The organism is Neorhizobium galegae, assembly GCF_017877055.1.
Lineage (GTDB): Bacteria > Pseudomonadota > Alphaproteobacteria > Rhizobiales > Rhizobiaceae > Neorhizobium > Neorhizobium galegae_D.
Genome location: NZ_JAGIPG010000002.1, coordinates 1516401 through 1533596, shown reverse-complemented (window position 1 = coordinate 1533596; position 17196 = coordinate 1516401). Strand labels below are relative to the sequence as shown.

The 17196-nt window shown below is 60.7% G+C and carries 22 protein-coding genes and 1 tRNA gene; 20 read left to right on the top strand and 3 right to left on the bottom strand.

Annotated features, from left to right (window positions below; translation table 11 throughout):
• Positions 1-25 precede the first annotated feature (25 nt).
• Positions 26-1285 carry a GNAT family N-acetyltransferase gene (locus J2857_RS18100; protein ID WP_210011458.1) on the top strand — a complete coding sequence of 420 codons (1260 nt, stop codon included), beginning with the start codon at positions 26-28 and terminating at the stop codon, positions 1283-1285.
• Here the strand turns inward: J2857_RS18100 and J2857_RS18095 are convergent, their stop codons facing one another.
• Positions 1286-3511 carry a GumC family protein gene (locus J2857_RS18095; RefSeq protein ID WP_210011457.1) on the bottom strand — a complete coding sequence of 742 codons (2226 nt, stop codon included), beginning with the start codon at positions 3509-3511 and terminating at the stop codon, positions 1286-1288. It lies immediately after the preceding gene.
• A 214-nt stretch (positions 3512-3725) separates the two neighbouring features.
• On the opposite strand from J2857_RS18095, the gene J2857_RS18090 reads away from it, so the two are divergent.
• From J2857_RS18090 to J2857_RS18050, 9 genes are all read left to right on the top strand, one after another.
• On the top strand, positions 3726-4283 hold the full coding sequence (locus tag J2857_RS18090) for a polysaccharide biosynthesis/export family protein (RefSeq protein WP_172717254.1): 558 nt from the start codon (positions 3726-3728) through the stop codon (positions 4281-4283).
• Positions 4284-4290: 7 nt separating this feature from the next.
• Positions 4291-5451 carry a glycosyltransferase family 4 protein gene (locus J2857_RS18085; RefSeq protein WP_210011456.1) on the top strand — a complete coding sequence of 387 codons (1161 nt, stop codon included), beginning with the start codon at positions 4291-4293 and terminating at the stop codon, positions 5449-5451.
• A 99-nt stretch (positions 5452-5550) separates the two neighbouring features.
• Positions 5551-7104: an undecaprenyl-phosphate glucose phosphotransferase gene (locus J2857_RS18080; RefSeq protein WP_210011455.1), complete on the top strand. Its 1554-nt coding sequence runs from the start codon at positions 5551-5553 to the stop codon at positions 7102-7104.
• Positions 7101-8372 carry an O-antigen ligase family protein gene (locus tag J2857_RS18075; protein WP_245363412.1) on the top strand — a complete coding sequence of 424 codons (1272 nt, stop codon included), beginning with the start codon at positions 7101-7103 and terminating at the stop codon, positions 8370-8372. Before J2857_RS18080 ends, J2857_RS18075 begins: the two co-directional genes overlap by 4 nt.
• 31 nt (positions 8373-8403) lie before the next feature.
• Entirely contained in the window at positions 8404-8697 is a 294-nt protein-coding gene (locus tag J2857_RS18070) for a helix-turn-helix transcriptional regulator (RefSeq protein WP_210011454.1), read from the top strand.
• A gap of 74 nt (positions 8698-8771) precedes the next feature.
• A complete protein-coding gene (locus tag J2857_RS18065) occupies positions 8772-8921 on the top strand; it encodes a hypothetical protein (RefSeq protein ID WP_210011453.1) in 150 nt (49 codons plus the stop codon).
• Positions 8922-9024: 103 nt separating this feature from the next.
• On the top strand, positions 9025-9213 hold the full coding sequence (locus J2857_RS18060; protein WP_105402980.1) for a hypothetical protein: 189 nt from the start codon (positions 9025-9027) through the stop codon (positions 9211-9213).
• A gap of 183 nt (positions 9214-9396) precedes the next feature.
• Positions 9397-9720 (top strand): hypothetical protein, encoded by a 324-nt coding sequence (locus J2857_RS18055; protein WP_210011452.1) that lies wholly within the window; start codon positions 9397-9399, stop codon positions 9718-9720.
• A gap of 179 nt (positions 9721-9899) precedes the next feature.
• Positions 9900-9976 (top strand) — tRNA-Pro (locus tag J2857_RS18050).
• Positions 9977-10155: 179 nt separating this feature from the next.
• On the opposite strand, the gene J2857_RS18045 is transcribed toward J2857_RS18050, so the two are convergent.
• Entirely contained in the window at positions 10156-10938 is a 783-nt protein-coding gene (locus J2857_RS18045) for a DUF4393 domain-containing protein (protein ID WP_210011451.1), read from the bottom strand.
• 116 nt (positions 10939-11054) lie between these two features.
• On the opposite strand from J2857_RS18045, the gene J2857_RS18040 reads away from it, so the two are divergent.
• From J2857_RS18040 to J2857_RS18000, 10 genes are all read left to right on the top strand, one after another.
• The gene (locus J2857_RS18040; protein ID WP_210011450.1) at positions 11055-11291 is read left to right on the top strand and encodes a hypothetical protein; all 237 of its coding nucleotides are present in this window, start codon (positions 11055-11057) and stop codon (positions 11289-11291) included.
• A 52-nt stretch (positions 11292-11343) separates the two neighbouring features.
• Complete coding sequence (locus tag J2857_RS18035) at positions 11344-11595, top strand: DUF982 domain-containing protein (RefSeq protein WP_210011449.1); 252 nt, start codon at positions 11344-11346, stop codon at positions 11593-11595.
• 147 nt (positions 11596-11742) lie between these two features.
• The gene (locus J2857_RS18030) at positions 11743-12207 is read left to right on the top strand and encodes a hypothetical protein (RefSeq protein ID WP_210011448.1); all 465 of its coding nucleotides are present in this window, start codon (positions 11743-11745) and stop codon (positions 12205-12207) included.
• 244 nt (positions 12208-12451) lie between these two features.
• Complete coding sequence (locus J2857_RS18025; protein WP_432420158.1) at positions 12452-12685, top strand: hypothetical protein; 234 nt, start codon at positions 12452-12454, stop codon at positions 12683-12685.
• Positions 12682-13158: a hypothetical protein gene (locus tag J2857_RS18020; RefSeq protein ID WP_210011447.1), complete on the top strand. Its 477-nt coding sequence runs from the start codon at positions 12682-12684 to the stop codon at positions 13156-13158. The genes J2857_RS18025 and J2857_RS18020 overlap by 4 nt, the downstream gene beginning before the upstream one ends.
• A gap of 6 nt (positions 13159-13164) precedes the next feature.
• Positions 13165-13839, top strand: a complete 675-nt coding sequence (locus tag J2857_RS18015; protein ID WP_210011446.1) for an SOS response-associated peptidase — start codon at positions 13165-13167, stop codon at positions 13837-13839.
• Between the two features lie 844 nt (positions 13840-14683).
• Complete coding sequence (locus J2857_RS18010; protein ID WP_210011445.1) at positions 14684-15091, top strand: hypothetical protein; 408 nt, start codon at positions 14684-14686, stop codon at positions 15089-15091.
• A gap of 97 nt (positions 15092-15188) precedes the next feature.
• Positions 15189-15407, top strand: a complete 219-nt coding sequence (locus tag J2857_RS30985; RefSeq protein WP_245363408.1) for a hypothetical protein — start codon at positions 15189-15191, stop codon at positions 15405-15407.
• On the top strand, positions 15404-15601 hold the full coding sequence (locus J2857_RS18005) for a hypothetical protein (protein ID WP_210011444.1): 198 nt from the start codon (positions 15404-15406) through the stop codon (positions 15599-15601). Before J2857_RS30985 ends, J2857_RS18005 begins: the two co-directional genes overlap by 4 nt.
• Positions 15598-16008 (top strand): hypothetical protein, encoded by a 411-nt coding sequence (locus J2857_RS18000; protein WP_210011443.1) that lies wholly within the window; start codon positions 15598-15600, stop codon positions 16006-16008. The genes J2857_RS18005 and J2857_RS18000 overlap by 4 nt, the downstream gene beginning before the upstream one ends.
• A gap of 274 nt (positions 16009-16282) precedes the next feature.
• Here the strand turns inward: J2857_RS18000 and J2857_RS17995 are convergent, their stop codons facing one another.
• The gene (locus tag J2857_RS17995; protein WP_210011442.1) at positions 16283-16897 is read right to left on the bottom strand and encodes a hypothetical protein; all 615 of its coding nucleotides are present in this window, start codon (positions 16895-16897) and stop codon (positions 16283-16285) included.
• Between the last annotated feature and the right edge of the window lie 299 nt (positions 16898-17196).

The following is a 17196-nucleotide window of genomic DNA, read 5'->3' as shown; positions in this document are numbered from 1 at the left end:
CCAAACGGGATGAGCGGGCGAAGCCATGCAGCAGCGGAAAATCCAAAACGAAGAGCAGACCGAGGAAGAGAGCTTTCCCGGAACCAGTGATCCGACGATCCGGTTCTCCGACCTCACCCTCGTATTGAGCAACGATCTACGCTCCGTAGAAGCGGAATGGCGGCGCCTCGAAAGCCTGGCCAAGAACTCCTTGCATCAGGGTTTCGAGTGGTGTTTCGCCTGGGCCCAGGCGCATCAAAGCGAGCTCGTGATCGTTCAAGGCGTCGTCGATGGTCGCACGCTTTTCATCCTGCCGCTGGAAATCATCCCGGAACGCCGCGCCCGGATCGCCCGCCTGCTTGGGCACCGATTCAACAACGTCAATACAGGCCTCTTCGATGCCGAACTTGCGGCACCCGATGCGGAAGAATTGCAGAATTTCGCCTATGGCCTAAGGCACGCGCTCTCCGACAAGGCGGATCTGGTCGTTCTCGACAATATCCCGCTCGTCTGGCGGGGCATGCGACATCCGCTCGCCGCGCTTGCTTCGATCGAGAACCAGAACCATTCCTTCCAGCTGCCGCTCTTTCCAAATTTCGAGGCGACGCTGGCGCAGCTCAATGCGAAAAGCCGCCGCAAGAAGTTCCGCTCGCAGAGCCGCAAGATCGAGGCGATCGGCGGCTATGACCATTTCACCCCGACCGATCCCGCCGAAAAACACGCCCTGCTCGAAATCTTCTTCCGCCAGAAAGGCGAACGGCTGAGACTGTTCGGCCTGCCGGACGTCTTTCAATTGCCCGGCATCCAAGATTTCTTCCATCACCTCATGGATGTCCCCGCCAAGGGAACCGATACGCCGCTGACGCTGCATGCCATCCGGCTGCGCGGCGAGCATGACGGGCATATCGCGGCGATCGCCGGCCTGTCGCGCAAGGGCGACCATGTCATCTGCCAGTTCAGCTCGATCGACGAGACGATCTGCCCGGAGGCGAGCCCCGGCGAATTGCTGTTCTGGCTGATGATCGAGCAATCCTGCCGGGAGGACGCCTCGGTGTTCGATTTCGGCGTCGGCGACCAGCCCTACAAACGCAATTGGTGCACCCAGGAAACGGTTCAGTACGATATGTTGCTGCCGCTGACCTGGAAAGGTTCGGTGATGCGGCCGTTCCTGATCGGAGTGACCAGAGCGAAGGCAGCAGTCAAGCGCAATCCGCATCTCTATGCGATGGTGCAACGCTGGCGGTCCCGCCGGTGCCCAAAAGCGTCGGAAGCTCCCGCCTCCGACGCAGAACCGCCAGCCGAATAGTCAGGCGGCGTGGCGTTTGCCGGGACGTGGCGAATGCCGGTCGGCGGTCTGCGCCATGATCAGCAGGTTGCCGTAACCGGCCGCATCGAAATCCGTCACCAGTTCGGCAACCTCCTCATCCTTGAAGCCCGGAACCGACAGGATAATTTCTGCCATCGCGTTGCGGGTCAGGCGGGAGATGCCGGCGATCTCGGCCGGGCCGCATTCGATCAGCACCAGGTCATAGGCATCCGCCAGCGCATCGATGATCATCGACAGGCGATCGACGCCGCGCATCGCACGCGCCGGGTCCGAGGCGCCGTGCGGAATGATATGCGCGTCGGAAAGCCGATCCGGATGGATCGCGTCGCCGAAGGCGGTCTCGCCGCAGAGGAGGTCGGTAATACCGGGCAGTTTCGGATTTTCTGCCATCATCTGGGTCGGGGTGGCAGAACCGGTCATGTCGACCAGCACGACGGTGCGGCCGCTCTCGGCAATCTCGCGGGCAAGCATGACGGTCGCGGTGGAACCCTCGTCACCGCCTGGTGAAATGGCGATCGCGACAGGCACATCGTGCCGCTGCAGGTAGTGCGCGACCGAGCCGATGGTGAAGCCGCTATCATCGACCTCCGCTACGGCTTCCTCTGCTTCGCTCTCCTTTTCCGACAGCGACTGTTCGGCGATCCTGGCATAGGCGAGTGCTGCCGCGTTCTTCGCGCTTTCGCGGGCCGGATCCGGCCGGTCGAAACGGGCGGCCTCGGCCTGCATCTGATGGACCGGCAGCGGCGCCGCGGCGGGCGCCGATACGGCAGGTTCCAGCACGGTATCATCCTCGCCGTCACGAACGCCGGACGGGCGCAGCGCGCGGCCGGAAAAGAGCTCGATGACGATGACGATCAGGCAGCCGAAAATGAACGTCGCGAGCGAGACGACGATGACGATCGGGATGATCTTCGGGAAATAGGGTTCCGACGGTTCGACGGCTTTCGAGACGACGCGGGCATCGGCCGGGCTCGAATTGCCCTCGAGGCGGGAGCTCGCTTCGCGGTAGCGTGCCAGATAGGTCTCGAGAAGCTGGCGCTGGGCGGCGGCCTCGCGTTCCAGCGCACGCAGACCGACTTCCTCTTCGCCCGCCTTGGCGGAATCCGCCTTCAACCCGTTGAGCTGCCCCATCAACTGGCGTTCGCGGATGCGCGACATTTCGGCTTCGTTGTCGAGGCTCGCGAGGATTTTCTTGGTCTCGCTCTCGATCTGCTGGCGGATACCGGAAAGCTGGCCGCGCAGGCCTTTCAGCCGCGGATGACCTTCGAGCAGCGAGGTCGCGGAGTCGGAGATCTGCGCCTGCAGGTTGGCTTCGGCTTCCTTCAGCCGCTGGATGACCTGCGAACCGACGACATCGCTCAGCGTGTCGGAAGCGCGGCCGGCCTTCAGCGCCGCCCGGACGTTTTCGGCGCGGGCCTCGGCATTTGCCCGCTCGCCGCGGATGCGGGCAAGCTCGGTCGAGATGTCGTTGAGCTGCTGGGTCGAGAAACTGTTGGTCTCGGTGGTCTGGAACAGGCCGTTGGAGGAGCGGTAGTCCGCCACCTTCTTTTCGGCCTCCTTGACCTTCTGGGTCAGGTTGGCGATCTCAGGCTCCAGCCATTTGGCGGTCTCGGAGTGGGTGTCGAGCTTGGCACCGCTCTGGAGCTGGAGATAGACATCGGCCATCCTGTTCGGGATGTCGGCGGCAAGCTTCGGATCGCGCGAGGAAAACTCGATGGCGATGACGCGCGAATTCTCGACCGCATAGACATCCAGCTTCTCGCGGAACTCCTGAATCACCCGGTCTTCCGGATCGAGCTTCATCGGATCCTGTTTCAGGCCGATCAGAACCAGCGGGTCTGGCAGGAAGGACTGCGCGGCCGGATCGAATTCCTTGAGCTTGGCGAGGTTGAGGTCGCGGGCAACGCGCTTGATGAGATCGGTCGATTGCAGCAGCTGCGCCTGGCTGGTGATGTTGAGCGAGTCCAGAAGCGGGTCGTTGGCCTGTGCGGCAGCGTCCCCTCCCGACAGGTTCGGCGAGCGGGATTCGATCAGCAGCCGCGTCTCGCCCTTGTAGCTGGGCTTCATCAGGCTCGTGCCGACCAGTGCGATCGCGGCTGCGACGATCGTCGCGCCCAATATCCTGCCCTTGCGTTCCCAGACCGCCGAGATGACCCGCCCGAGGTCGATATCCACGTCCTGATTGCCACCGTTTACGCCTGACATGATACGCTCCAACTGATCGGTTTCGGCGAAGAGTAAAGGATCATGGTAACGCGAGGGTTAATGGCCAAGTACAGCCGTTAAAGCTCCAAGAAAATCCCCAAATTCCCGGCCTCTTTACCGGGCATTAACCCTAACGGATCGATAACGGGGACAGATGGTATGAACAGCCGGAGCCTCGAACGCGGAAATGTCCTTCGCCCCCTTCAAACGCGTGATGGCCAAACAGGTGCTGGCGTTAGCCCTCGCTGCGACGGCGCTTGCCGGCTGCACGAGCTACGCGCCCGCTCCGAAAAGTTTCCAGCAGGCAGCTATGCAGCCGTACAGGCTGGATAGCGGCGACCGCCTGCGCGTCAGCGTCTTTGAGCAGCCCGGCCTCACCAATACCTATACGGTCGATCAGGCCGGTTACATCGCCTTTCCGCTGATCGGCCAGGTGGCTGCCCGCGGCCAGACGCTGCCGGCGCTGGAAGGCTCGATCGCGTCGCGCCTGAAGCAGGGTTATCTGCGCGATCCGGACGTTACCGCCGAGATCGACCGCTACCGTCCCGTCTTCGTCATGGGCGAAGTCGGCCGGCCGGGACAATATTCCTACGTGCCGGGTATGACCGCCCAGAACGCGATCGCGATCGCCGGCGGCTTCACCTCCCGCGGCAACCAGCGCGATGTCGACGTCACCCGCAAGATCAACGGCCAGGTGATCACCGGCCGCACCGTCATCTCTTCCACGGTGCTTGCCGGCGACACGATCTACGTTCGCGAGCGGCTGTTCTGACCGGTCCATGGCGCAGAGCCCTCCCTTGCGGATACTCCACTGCTTCAGGTCGCCCGTCGGCGGGATTTTTCGCCACGTGCGCGACCTCGTCGAGGAGCATCGGGCGGCCGGCCATGAGGTTGGCATCCTGTGCGACAGTTCGACCGGCGGAGCGCATGAGGACCGCCTCTTCGACAGCATCCGGCCGCTGCTTTCGCTCGGCCTCACCCGCATTCCGATGCGCCGCGCAATCGCCCCTTCCGATTTCGCCGCCATCTACAGGAGTTACAAACATATCAAGAGCTTGCAGCCGGACATCTTGCACGGGCACGGCGCCAAGGGTGGCGCCATTGCCCGGCTGATCGGCTCAGCCCTGCGGGTCAACAGGTATCGCGTAGCCCGCCTTTATTCGCCGCATGGCGGCAGCCTGCATTTCAGCCGGTCGAGCCTTTCCGGCCAGGCCGTGCTGCGGCTCGAACGTTTCCAGGAGCATCTCGGCGACGCTCTCGTCTTCGTCTGCGACTACGAGCGGCGCACCTACGAGGCCAAGGTCGGCAAGCCGCGCAAGGTGTCGCGGGTGATCTACAACGGCATCAAGGATGCCGAGTTCGAACCGATTGCCACCGGCCCGGCGGCACCACATTTCCTCTATATCGGCATGCTGCGCGACCTCAAGGGGCCGGACGTCTTCATCGATGCCTTCGCCCGCACCGAAAGGGCGGTCGGTCATCCGCTTTCGGCCCTGATGGTCGGCGATGGCCCGGATCGCGACCGCTACGAGGCGATGATGGCCGAGCGGGGACTGGGCCGCCGTATCCAGATGAGGCCGGCGATGCCGGCGCGCGATGCGTTTGCCATGGCAAAGATCGTCGTTGTCCCCTCCCGTGCAGAGGCGATGCCCTATATCGTGCTGGAGGCCTTAGCCGCCGGCAAGCCGGTGATCGCCTCGCGGGTCGGCGGCATTCCCGAAGTGCTCGGCGAGACCAGTGCTGCCCTTGCCAATCCCGGCGATGCCGAGGATCTCGCCCGCGTCATGACACAGGCGGTCACCACGCCTGGCTGGCAGGACGCGGTGATGCCGAAACCGGACGCTTTCAAAGCGGTGTTTTCCGCCTCGGTCATGGGCCGGGAAATGCTGAACCTGTATCAAGATCTGACAGGTTCGAGGTCTGATTCCGGCCGCGACTAAAGGCTTCCTTCACCTCTTTTTGGTAAGCGTTTCGCATTGCTTCCAGTGTCGCCCGGGCTTCCGCCGCCGCCGGGCTCGGAAGACCAAAGGGATCGGTCCATGAACCAGCCGAACAAGTCCGAGCAGTTCGATGTCGAAAGCCTTCGCAAGAAGGTTTCGGAACTCCGTGCAGCCGACGAAAAGCACGATCCGGCGAACGCCACGGTGCTCAATCCGTTCGCCCGCCAGATCGCCGAGCAGTTCCGCAACGACAGCTATTCGCCGACGATGCTGATCGGCCTGTTCCGGCTGTTCGAGCTCCTGGCGATGCTTGCCATCGGACTTGGCGTCGGGGCGCTTTTCGCACCGATCGATCTCACCGGCTTTCTCGCCCGCTTCGCCCTCATCGCCTGGGGCTCGACACTCACGGTGCTGCTTCTGCAGGTGGCCGACACCTATCAGATCCCGTCGCTGCGTGGCGCCTCGCGCAGCGCCAAGCGGGTCTTCGTCGGCTGGACGATCGGTTTTTTGCTGACCGCATCCACCCTCTATCTCGTCGAACCCAAGCCCTATCCGCTTACCGGCCTTTTCGCCTGGCTGGTCACCGGCGCCGCTTTCCTGTTCCTCGAACGGCAGCTCACGGCCTTCGCCATCCGTCACTGGGGCCGCAACGGCGTGATGGAGCGCCGCGCCATCATCGTCGGCGGCGGTGAACCGGCCAAGCAGCTCGTCCGCCAGCTCGAACAGCAGCCCGACAATGACATCCGCATCTGCGGCATTTTCGACGACCGCAACAGCGAACGCTCGCCGACCGTCGTCGCGGGTTACCCGAAGCTCGGGACCTTCGCGGAGCTCATCGAATTCGCCCGCCTCGCCCGCATCGACATGCTGATCATCGCGCTGCCGGCCAGTGCCGAGGCCCGCATCCTGCAGCTGCTGCGCAAGCTCTGGGTGCTGCCGGTCGATATCCGCCTTGCCGCCCATGCCAATCGACTGCGCTTTCGCCCCCGCTCCTACTCGCACGTCGGCGCCGTGCCGATGTTCGACATTTTCGACAAGCCGATCCGCGACTGGGATTCGGTCGCCAAGCGCGTCTTCGACATCGTCTTTTCGGTGGTCGGCCTTCTCCTCACCTGGCCGATCATGCTGGGCGCGGCTGTCGCTGTGAAGGCGACCTCGAAGGGGCCGATCCTGTTTCGCCAGAAGCGCCACGGCTTCAACAACGAGATCATCGACGTCCTGAAGTTCCGTTCGATGTATGCCGACCTCAGCGACCAGACGGCGGTCAAGGCCGTCACCAAGGGCGACCCGCGCGTCACGCCGGTCGGCCGCTTCCTGCGCAAATCCTCGATCGACGAACTGCCGCAGCTGTTCAATGTTCTGCGCGGCCAGCTTTCGCTCGTCGGCCCGCGCCCGCACGCGGTGCTCGCCCAGACGGGAACGCGCAAATATGTCGACGTGGTCGAGAGCTATTTCGCCCGCCACCGCGTGAAGCCGGGCGTCACCGGCTGGGCCCAGATCAACGGCCTGCGCGGCGAGCTCGACAGCGACGAAAAAATCCGCGCCCGCACGGCCTACGACCTCGACTATATCGAGAACTGGTCCCTGCTTTTCGACCTGAAGATCCTGTTCCTGACGCCGATCCGGCTTCTCAACACGGATAACGCCTATTGAGCACGCTCGACTATAGCCGACCGGGCGGCCATTTGGCGGGTTTCGACGGGCGGCTTGCCGCCGTGAAGCTGGCTGGTTCCGGCCTGATCGCGTTTGGCGTCTTCCTGTCCGGCTTCGTCATTTCCGAGCCTGCCCCTTACGAACTGATCATGGTGATCCAGATCGGCATCTGGTTCCTGCTCGGCCTGAAGATATCGCGCACCGTCGCGCCGCTTCTCGCGATGCTGCTGACGTTCAACATGAGCGGCCTGTTCTCCATGTTCGTCATGAAGGACATGAGCGAGGCTCCCATGTATTTCGCCGTCTCCACCTTCCTGGCACTGAGCGCGGTCTTTTACGCGGCGATCATCGAGAACGACCACCGGCGCCTGAACCTGATCTTCAAGGCCTGGGTGATCGCTGCGATCATCACCTCGCTGCTCGGCGTCCTCGGCTATTTCAACGCCTTTCCCGGCTCGCACGTCTTCACCCGCTACAACCGCGCCATGGGCGCCTTTCAGGACCCGAACGTCTTCGGCCCCTATCTCGTCGCCCCCCTCCTCTACCTCCTCTACCGGTTGCTGACCGGACCGCTGATGAAGGCTCCGCTGCTGATCGCCGGCATTCTCATTCTCGCGCTCGGCATCTTCCTCTCCTTCTCGCGCGCCGCCTGGGGCCTTCTGATATTTGCCGGTATCGCGCTCGTCATCGTCATGCTGCTGAAGGAGCGCACCACCGCGTTCCGGTTCAAGATTCTTGCGATCGCCGGCGGAGCCGCGATCTTCCTCATCCTGGCGCTGGCGATCGCGCTGCAGTTTCCGCAGGTCTCCGACCTGTTCACGAACCGCGCCAAGCTGGTGCAGGAATATGACGGCGCCCGCCTCGGCCGCTTCGAACGTCACAAGATCGGTTTCCTGATGGCCATGGAACGGCCGCTCGGGCTAGGCCCCATGGCCTTTGGCAAGATCTTTGGCGAGGACGAGCACAATATCTGGCTGAAGACACTGACCACCTACGGCTGGCTCGGCGCAATCACCTATCAGATCATGATCTGGTCGACACTCTGCTTCGGCTTCCGCTACATGCTGCGTGAACGCCCGTGGCAGGCCTATCTGATGATCGCGTGGGTGATGATACTGGGTCATGCGATCATCGGGAACGTTATCGACACCGACCACTGGCGGCATTTCTACCTCCTGCTCGGCATCGTCTGGGGCTGCATTGCGCTGGAACACCGCTTCATCCGGTCGCAGCGACGATCCCCTCCGTCGTCGGCCAAGACCGCTTGACTTTGAGGCCTGGCGCTCCAGATTTCCTACTATGCTGACGGTTTCTCAAATCCGCGCCGCACGCGCGATGACAGGAATGACGGTGGAGGAACTCGCCGCCGCATCCGGGCTTTCCAAATCCGTGATCGAAGAAGCCGAGGCCTCGCATGTCTTCGCGAACGCAGCCGTCACCGATCGGCTACGCTCCATATTTGAATCGAAGGGCGTGCTTTTCCTCGGCGCGGGCGAGGACGACGCAGGCGCCGGGCCGGGGCTGAGGCTACGACAGCAGTTTCACGACGAGGGAATCCGCCCCCAGAACCTCAACGCCGCCAACGACGACTGAAAGTCGCTGCAGCGCGGGAACTCTTTGAGATCTCATGCGTTTCCCCGCCATTAGACGATATGCAGGGGGCACGCATGACACGCACGAACAATCTCTACCTGGTTATCGGCGCTTTGCTCGTAGCCGTCGTCGGCCTCGGTTTTTACGTCTATCGCGAAGAAACCAAGCCGAAGGGCGTCGAGCTCAGCATCGGCCAGAATGGTATAAAAGTCCAAGAGAAGTGAGGGTTCGTTAGAGGATACATTATTAACGATAGAAGCTCAGAGTTGTCTGGAACAAAATTCGCCCGGTGAGTTTAGTTTCAAATAAGCAAGAAAGGGGATACTTATGACCACGCATATGAATCTCGACGAGATCGACAGTAAAGGCTTGAAGAAAGTCTGGAGCGTTGCCGAATTCGCCAAGCGTTATCGTCTTGATCGTGGAGAAGAAACCCGCCTGCTGAAGCTTCTCGGACCGTTTGCCTCCCAGCAGGAGCTGCTGATGAATGCGAGCCGCGCACCGCGTTTCCGCTAGACGTCCTTCAGATATCCCGTTCGACTTTTTGCCCAGATTCCATGCCGAAGTCGAGACCTGTGTAGCGTCGGCTTACACTTGAGATCTCCCTTCACAGGAACCTTTGCCATCCTCTTCTAGTTGGTCTGTCGTGAACCAATTGGCGCCTAGACGGTTGAACCGCCGCGCACAAGGAGGATAACCATGATCAGACTGATCTCGAATATCGGGCTTGCCGTTGCCCTTTCGTTAGGCGCCATCGGCGCCTTCTCCGTTCCCGCTTCCGCACAGGATATCAAGCTGCGCGTCGGGCCAGATGGCGTGCGGCCGATGATCCGCGACCGGGACCGCGATTATGATCGTCGCGGCTGCAGCCCCGGTGAAGCGCGTGCCGCGGCCCGCCACGAAGGCTTTCGCGACGCCCAGGTCGTCCGCGTGACGAGCCGCAGCATCACCGTCGAGGGCTTCACGCGCAACGGGCCGGATCGCATCACCTTCGCCAACCGCCGCGGCTGCCCCGAAATCTGACCTGCCGCCGGGGCTGATCGCGCGACCGACCTCGAAAGCCGCGCCCGAATTCGGGACGCGGCTTTTATGTTCACCGGCGCATTCTTGTACCGACCATCCTCTTTTTCTTCCGATCGAGGGATTTTGAGCTTGCGCCGCGATAGCGGAGCGACTAGGGAAAACATGCTCATTGAGCAGGTCGGGGCGTAGCGCAGCCCGGTAGCGCACTTGACTGGGGGTCAAGGGGTCGTCGGTTCAAATCCGGCCGCCCCGACCAATTATCCCCTTGAAATCTCAGTCAAAATCAGGATTTTGGATGTTCTCCCCGAAAGGGGAAAACGGAACAAAAACCGCTCAAAATACGAAGATCAGTGCATAAAGTCCCGGAAAAGTCCCGAACTCCCGCGCCGATGTTCTCCCTTCGTTACGTCTCCGACTACCTACGAATCCTCCTCATTAGTCACTGACGGCTTCCCAGAATGTCCGTCCGAACCGAGTGAAGCTGATTTCATAGAAGTAAATCTCAAATAATTCGCCGTTTCGCTCATCGGGGGGTTCTCCGATTCGCACTTGATGATGCTCGGTAAGCCCGAGGTTGGCCAAGTGCGATACATACATCTCGATATTTTCGCGAAAGCTAATCAGCGCTGTGGGAGCCAGATTGTAAGAGCGTTGACGTTTAAGGCTTGGCGGGTCTGCGCTGTAATCCTTAATGATTTCCACTTCAAAACCAAGTCCACCTGGTGTGGCTATGGCCTCCAACAGGACAGCCTCATCAGAAGATAATTGACGGATAATCGACGGGAAGGCGGGATGAGCCTCGTTCACACGGTCCTTGTCAAATGCTCTGGAAAGCAGATTTGAGAACAGCTTTGCGATATCTCCGTCAATGGGTTCGTATTTGATGCCTTCCAGCACCGGGCCAAGGATCTGAGGCGGTGGCGCAATTCTGCTGGCTTCGGGAACCCTGCGGATGGCAGTGTTCAGAAACTGACGATATCTGTCTTGGATGGCAGCTGTGAACTGGATGGGCGCCAAGGCCAGGTGCAGCGTCTTTATCATATCTGACAGGATTGACCCGGACTGTCTCATTGCCGGTGAAAATCCATCAGAGTAGGCGTCTTTCGCGATCTGCTGCGCCACTTCGGTCGCTATTGCGATTACCAGGTCTTGACCTTCTGCCATGTAAATCCCGATCGTTGGCCTTTGCGGAGGGCGCGCCACGGTGGCGCGGTTCATCAACCACACCACGAACGGATCTTCGTGAACAGATGTCGGGTCCGCTCGCGACATGATTTTTAGCCGCGCGACCACGGAATCTGTCCTTATGGCGTGAGCGCCCTATCATCCTCCTGATGATCGATATCCCTGCCCCGCCCGTCCCGCCCGACCGCGACAACCGCCACCTCCTCTGCCAGATGGCGATCGAGGTCCCGCTGCAAGAGATAATTCACGCCGCGGTGAAAGCCGGATGGGAGGAGACCGAGGTGCTGACGGCGATCATAGAGATGGCGGATAACCTGGTGCTGGCACACGGATCGAACGCCGAGCTCGACGCACTGCTGAAGGCGATCAAGCGCAGGATGGAATGACTGGAACGACTCCTTGTCGACGCCGTTCGATTCCACACGGAGGTATAGCGTCATGGATCCGAAGCGTTGGAGTAAACCAATCACATATGAGGAAGACGGCCGGGGTGGATATCGCACGATCACCAGCACCGGCGAGGCCGCTCGAGTTCTGCTGAACAAATGGCCGATCGCCAATGGTCGCCAATATCGCCGGGCGCGCCAAGTGTGCCTTGACGTACTGGAAGGGAAGCGCATGCCATCGGAGGCGAGGAAGGCTTTCCTGGACGCGGCAAAAGAGGCCGACGTTTTCGTGCGTGATCAATGAAGCTGATAAAGGCTCGGATGAATCTTCTCTGGCCCTAATTGACTCGCCGGCATATGAGAACATAATTAGAACATCGAGGCCGCCATGGCGGGCGGCTATCCACGTATCACCTACAGTTTGACCGCGCTTCGGCGCGAAGGAGTAGCCATGCCTGACGTTCTGGAGGTCATTGATCCCGATGTTCCCAATATCGAGTATTTTTGGGAGTTGGCGGAAAGCGATCGGGAGCCGTCGCCGAAATTGATCGAGCTGATGGAGAGCTATGGCGGCCAAGCAGCGTACGAAGTCTATTCGGCCGACATCTCAGCGCGTCAGGGTACGCTCAAATGGCCAACCATCTCTTGGCTGGAGGTCGCTTACAGCACGACCACGAGGGTCGGCCTCATCGTCTGGAACAGCGGTGTACCGGCCGATGCGGGTAGCGAGATCCCCAAGCAGGCAATTGCGGGATGGCCCGATTGTGATAGCCCGGAGCACGCAATCAAGCGTCAACAGGAAAAGCTTGCGGAAGACGGCAAGCCGCCAATCGTCGGCATAACCAAGTGCTTCGATGGAGAGGAGCTGCACTATCGGGTTCTGGGCCACGAACAGCCTGAGGAGGCTCGCCAATGATACGTTTTGCAAAGTCGGAAAGCAAAGCGACGCCAAGCCCGGCTGTTGCCGTACTCGTGGAGCCAGAAGCGGCGGAACCGCCTTTGGCAAGGGAAGATAGCCCACCCCCAGCCGCTCCGCTGGAGCTGTCGTCTGATTTGCCGCAGAAGAGATCGAAGCGACGCGCTGCCGCTCCCAGGAAACCGCGCGCGGTTGAGACGGTCGACGCGGATCCTGCTCCCCTCCTCCTTAATCTGGAAATGTGATGACCATGCAGCCCGAACCCCAGACGTCAGCCGAAATCGACACCCAATGGGAGATCGAGGCAGTGCTCGCCTGGCACGACGACGATGCGAAAGCGGCGATCGCGACGCTGCTGGAGGACAACAGACATTTACGAAAGCAATTGGCTTTGGCTGAGTTCGCCGGCAGCCGAGGTTTCGCCCGCGGATGGCGGCCGGCATACGAGCGCATCGCGGGGGACACCAAGACCCCATGAAGTCCTCGACGCTTTCCGACTATCGAGGGCAGAAGATCAAAGTGATCTGCGAGGACTGCGACATCCTAAAGACCTTCGAGGGTGACGCTCTTTTCAACGACCACGGCGATGCGGATATGCCGGGCCTACTCGGCGATCTGTGCAAAACGTTGGGCTGCAAACGTTCGAAGGAAGGATTTTATAACCGCTGCAGCCTGGTCTACTATTTTACACACGAGGAATGGATGGCGAAGAGCGGGATGGTGAGCCGCGAGGTCTATGAAATCGCTCTGGGCAAACGTCTGGCTGATCTTCAGGAATGGGAGGTGCTCCACGGCAGATGCCGTTGCGGGCGGCGTGGGCCGCTCAATAAGAGCAATCTCGCCCGACGATACGGACCCAATGCCCGCTTAAAAGAGCTCGAGAGCAAGCTGCTTTGCAAAGAATGCAAAAAATACGATAGCGTAATCGATATTTCGTCACTGCCGAGGTGAGAGTGAATGTGCAACCTCTACAATGTCACCACGAGCCGAGAGGCTGTTCTGCAGTTCACCAAGTCCTTCCGGGACAAGGCCGGCTGGAACCAGCCCTCGCTTGATGTCTATCCCGGCTATCAGGCGCCTGTCGTCCGCGTCGGGGAGGATGGGCAGCGGGAGATCGCCAGTCTGACATGGGGCATGCCGTCGCCGCCGGCCTTCGTGAAAAACTACGATCCAGGCGTGACGAACATCCGCAATGTCAGCTCGCCGCACTGGAGGCGTTGGCTCGGCCCAACCAGCCGCTGCGTTGTCCCCTTCACGTCTTTCGCGGAACCGGATCCTGCAAGGAAGGTCATGGGCGGCCGCGTGCCGAACGCCTGGTTCGCCGGCAGCGAGGATCGCCCCTTGATGTTCTTCGCCGGCTTCTGGACGCCCTGGCGCGGTATTCGCAAGGTCCGCGACGGAGAGCGCGAATATGAGTTGTTCGGATTCCTGACCACCTCGCCGAACGAGATCGTCTCTCCGATCCATGAAAAGGCAATGCCGGCGATCCTGACAACGCCGGAAGAGGTCGACATGTGGCTCACGGCGCCGTGGGAAGAAGCAAAGCACCTGCAGCGACCGCTACCGGGAAACATGCTGGTGATCGTGGAGCCGCCGGCGAAGCCCATGGAAGAGGAACCGCCGCTGCTATGAGTGAGGAACGCACGACAACCCATCCCTCCGCGCCGGTTCATTTCGAACACTGGTGCGAGGTCGAGGGCTGTAACAAATGGGGCGGCCTTGGCTTCGGCAAGGGAGCACAGCCGATGCGGTGGTGGTGCGCCGAGCACTACCCCCATTGGGACAGGAAGCCCGATGTTTCACAAGATTCCTGACTGGTTCGTCTTCGCGGTGATGTGCGTTTTGTTCGGGCTGGTAGCCGCGCGGCTTATCCTCGGATTCGCTCTGGGCTAAAACGAAAAACGGCCTCCCCCGCCCGTGAAGGCAGAGGAGACCGTAAGGTCCGCCATCGAATGGGCGGACGGAATATGCTCAGGAAGTATTGGGCGGTCATCAAATTCGCTTGCGGACTAGCCGGGCGGCCGGGTAATCCGCTGGCATTCGCCTCGCCGACGCTTTCGCCATGCTTCCCAACAAAGCCGCACCTCCTTCAACAGAGCCGGCACTACCGGTATTGCCACTGCCGCCAACATCACCCAGTCCGTCTTGATCATCATCCAACCCTCCAGCGAACACCACACGCGATCAAGGATACAGGGGTGTTGCTAGATGGGGATATTGAGGGGTGATTGAGTGCGGGCTGATTTGCCTATCTCTCTGATTTTCCGTCGTCTGGGGAGTTCAGCACCGCCGAAACGAACGATGAACATCCCCCGCCCGAAAGAGATCGGAGCCTCGGCCGGATGTATGGCAGCGGCAGCGCATTAAAAATGCTCCGACGACCCCCATCGTCCGGAACCTTTTGCCCCTCATCTCAATTGAAATGATGCAAATCCGCGCAAACCGCGGAAAGGTGATGCGCCATCGGGAGGATGAGTTGAACGCCAACATGTCGGCTGCGATACGCGCCGTGCCGTCTGAAGCCAGAGAAGCCGTCTTCAACGTTTGGGGCCACAGGGCCTTTTTGGCAATCGGCCTGTCGATCGCCGCCGCCGCCATCGCTTTCCTGAACTACGAATTTAGCGGGCTCCTCACATCATTGGCGATCGGTGTAGGTATGGTGTTGTTCTGCGCCGTGACATTGATTGGCGGGATTGCAAGCTGGTTGTTTTTCACCGGCCTGTTCTGGAGGAGGTCAGAGGCCCGCATGCCACCACCGCGGATACGGCGGCTGGCGGACGATGATATACCAAGGCGGTTTTGGTTCTCCGGTTTTGTTGCGACCTTGCTTTGGATTGTTCCGCTATATGCCTTGGCGCTGGGCCTTGTCTCCGCCACCGAGTGACCATCGCACTACGACATGGTTTGGGAAGTGCGTTTCGCCGCTCGTGACCGGTATCTGGCAACTTGACTCTCGTTGAGAGGGTGTCATTGCTGATGACATGAGCCCGGACCGATTCAACGAATGCCTGCGCCATATCCGCTGGACGCCAATCAACTTTGCATCGGCTTTGCAATGTGATCTTTCATGGATTGAAGCGCTGGAAACGGGCAACGAAGAGGTGCCCGCTGGCCTTGCGGCTTGGCTGGAAACGCTCGCTCAAGCACATGAAGCTCTCCCACCACCGACCACCTACCGGCTCCAGAGGGCAATCCTATGACGGTGAAAGGGGGACCTCGCTTCGATATCCGAAAGGACAGCGGCGCGACGTGGGAGATATTCGACACCACGACAGGCAGGACGGTGTTCGTCGGAGGGAAGCCGCGATCACGGCTGAAGCTCGATGAAGCAGACATCTACGTGGACCTGCTGAATTCCGGCGATCAGACACCTGACGAGGAAACGTTGCAATGAGCACCCTTCCCGACTTCATCGCTGAGCTGGTGCGCGCCGCGAATGAGGTGGGGAAGTGTTCCGAGTTCGAGCGCGGCAACCTCTTGGATCGCGCCTACCGAGCGATCCGCGACGGCCGCGACCAGGTCGGCACGGCTCAAGATAGCCTGGGCCGGGATCCGTCGATCGACTTCCTCACCATGTCTAGGTCGATGCCGATGTTCAGCGATGAGGAGATCAAGGCGGCGCTGTTGGAGGCCGCCGGCATGGTCCGGGCTTTGAGGATCATCATCGACGCCAAGAACGACGCTGTCTTGAACAGCAATGAAGGGGAGAGTACCCCGGTGGCTCGCTGCCGAATTAGGAACATGTCCAGCGGCCCGCTGGTTAGATACCGAGGATGCGCGCGAACCGTCTTTGAAGGCTGACGCTGCGCACCGGGAGCCCTGCCCGGTCCCTAACTGGCAGGGCTTTCTCTTGGAATCCTCACCCCTCCATTACTTGTCTCGATCACCGCGGAACGGTTTCGTCCTCCAGCGGTTAGGTTTGCATACGGAGGCTGGAAAGGCTCACGTCGTCGAAGGACTGAAAGGCGGCGAGAACTTTTCCGGGAGATCGGACGCAGTGCGACCGCGCTCTACTCCCGACATGGAGCCCTGCCGGTCAGTCCTGCCGGTGGGGCTTTCATTGGATCAACGCCTACTAGCTACCCGGTAATGCCACCCGTTGTCTCTCGACCCGATCGAGGCGTTCCCGAAGATCGAGAATGATATCCCGCTGACCGTAAACGCTCCCCTGGGCAGTCTTCACCTCGTCGATCTGGCGCTGCTGGTCCTGGAACCGTTGATCGTAGTTCGCCCATACGCGGTCAAGTTCTTCACGCGGGACCTGGGCGTCACGGATTTCCTTGAGCGAGGCTTCTGATCGCGCACGGTCTTCAGATCCGCGGTTCGTCCGCCATTCCATCTCCTTTTGCGTCACCATCTTCTCCGTGATGATCGTGATCGAGCCCTTGAGGTCGGTCGTTGCGCTCTGGATTGGCCAGTAAACCAACCCACCGACAATCGTGCAGAACGAGAGGGCTACCGCGATAGCCTGCCACTGCGGCTTGTTGCGCTCCGCCATGTTGGTCGAGAGCGCGGCGACAGAAGAGCGCATCTCCGATGACATCGCGGCCATTGACGATTCGATCTGCTTGAAGCCCGATCGCATCTCACCCTCAAGGTCAGATTGGCGCCGGCCAAGATTTGTAACCCGCTCACCGAGCTGGGCAGTCATGGCATCTGTGTAGGTTCGCTGGTCGATGCCGTTGGCCATATCGTCGTTCCCTGCCATTGGTCCTGCCGCCCTTTCAATGCTTCAGTCTGAATTTTGATTGTTCTGGTTCCGGTCTCGTTGAACCTGCGGCCGGCGACTCCATGTTCGCTCATGTGCGGAGGCACGATCATGCTGACATGCAAAGACTGCCGCGACACCGGGTGGGTGTGCGGGACACACCCGACAAAGCCATTCACGGGAACACACGGATGCGGCTGTGGTGCTGCCGGGATGCCCTGCCCCCGCTGCTCTCCGCGGTTCGCATGGGACAAGCCGCCGGACTACTCGAAGATTTTCAG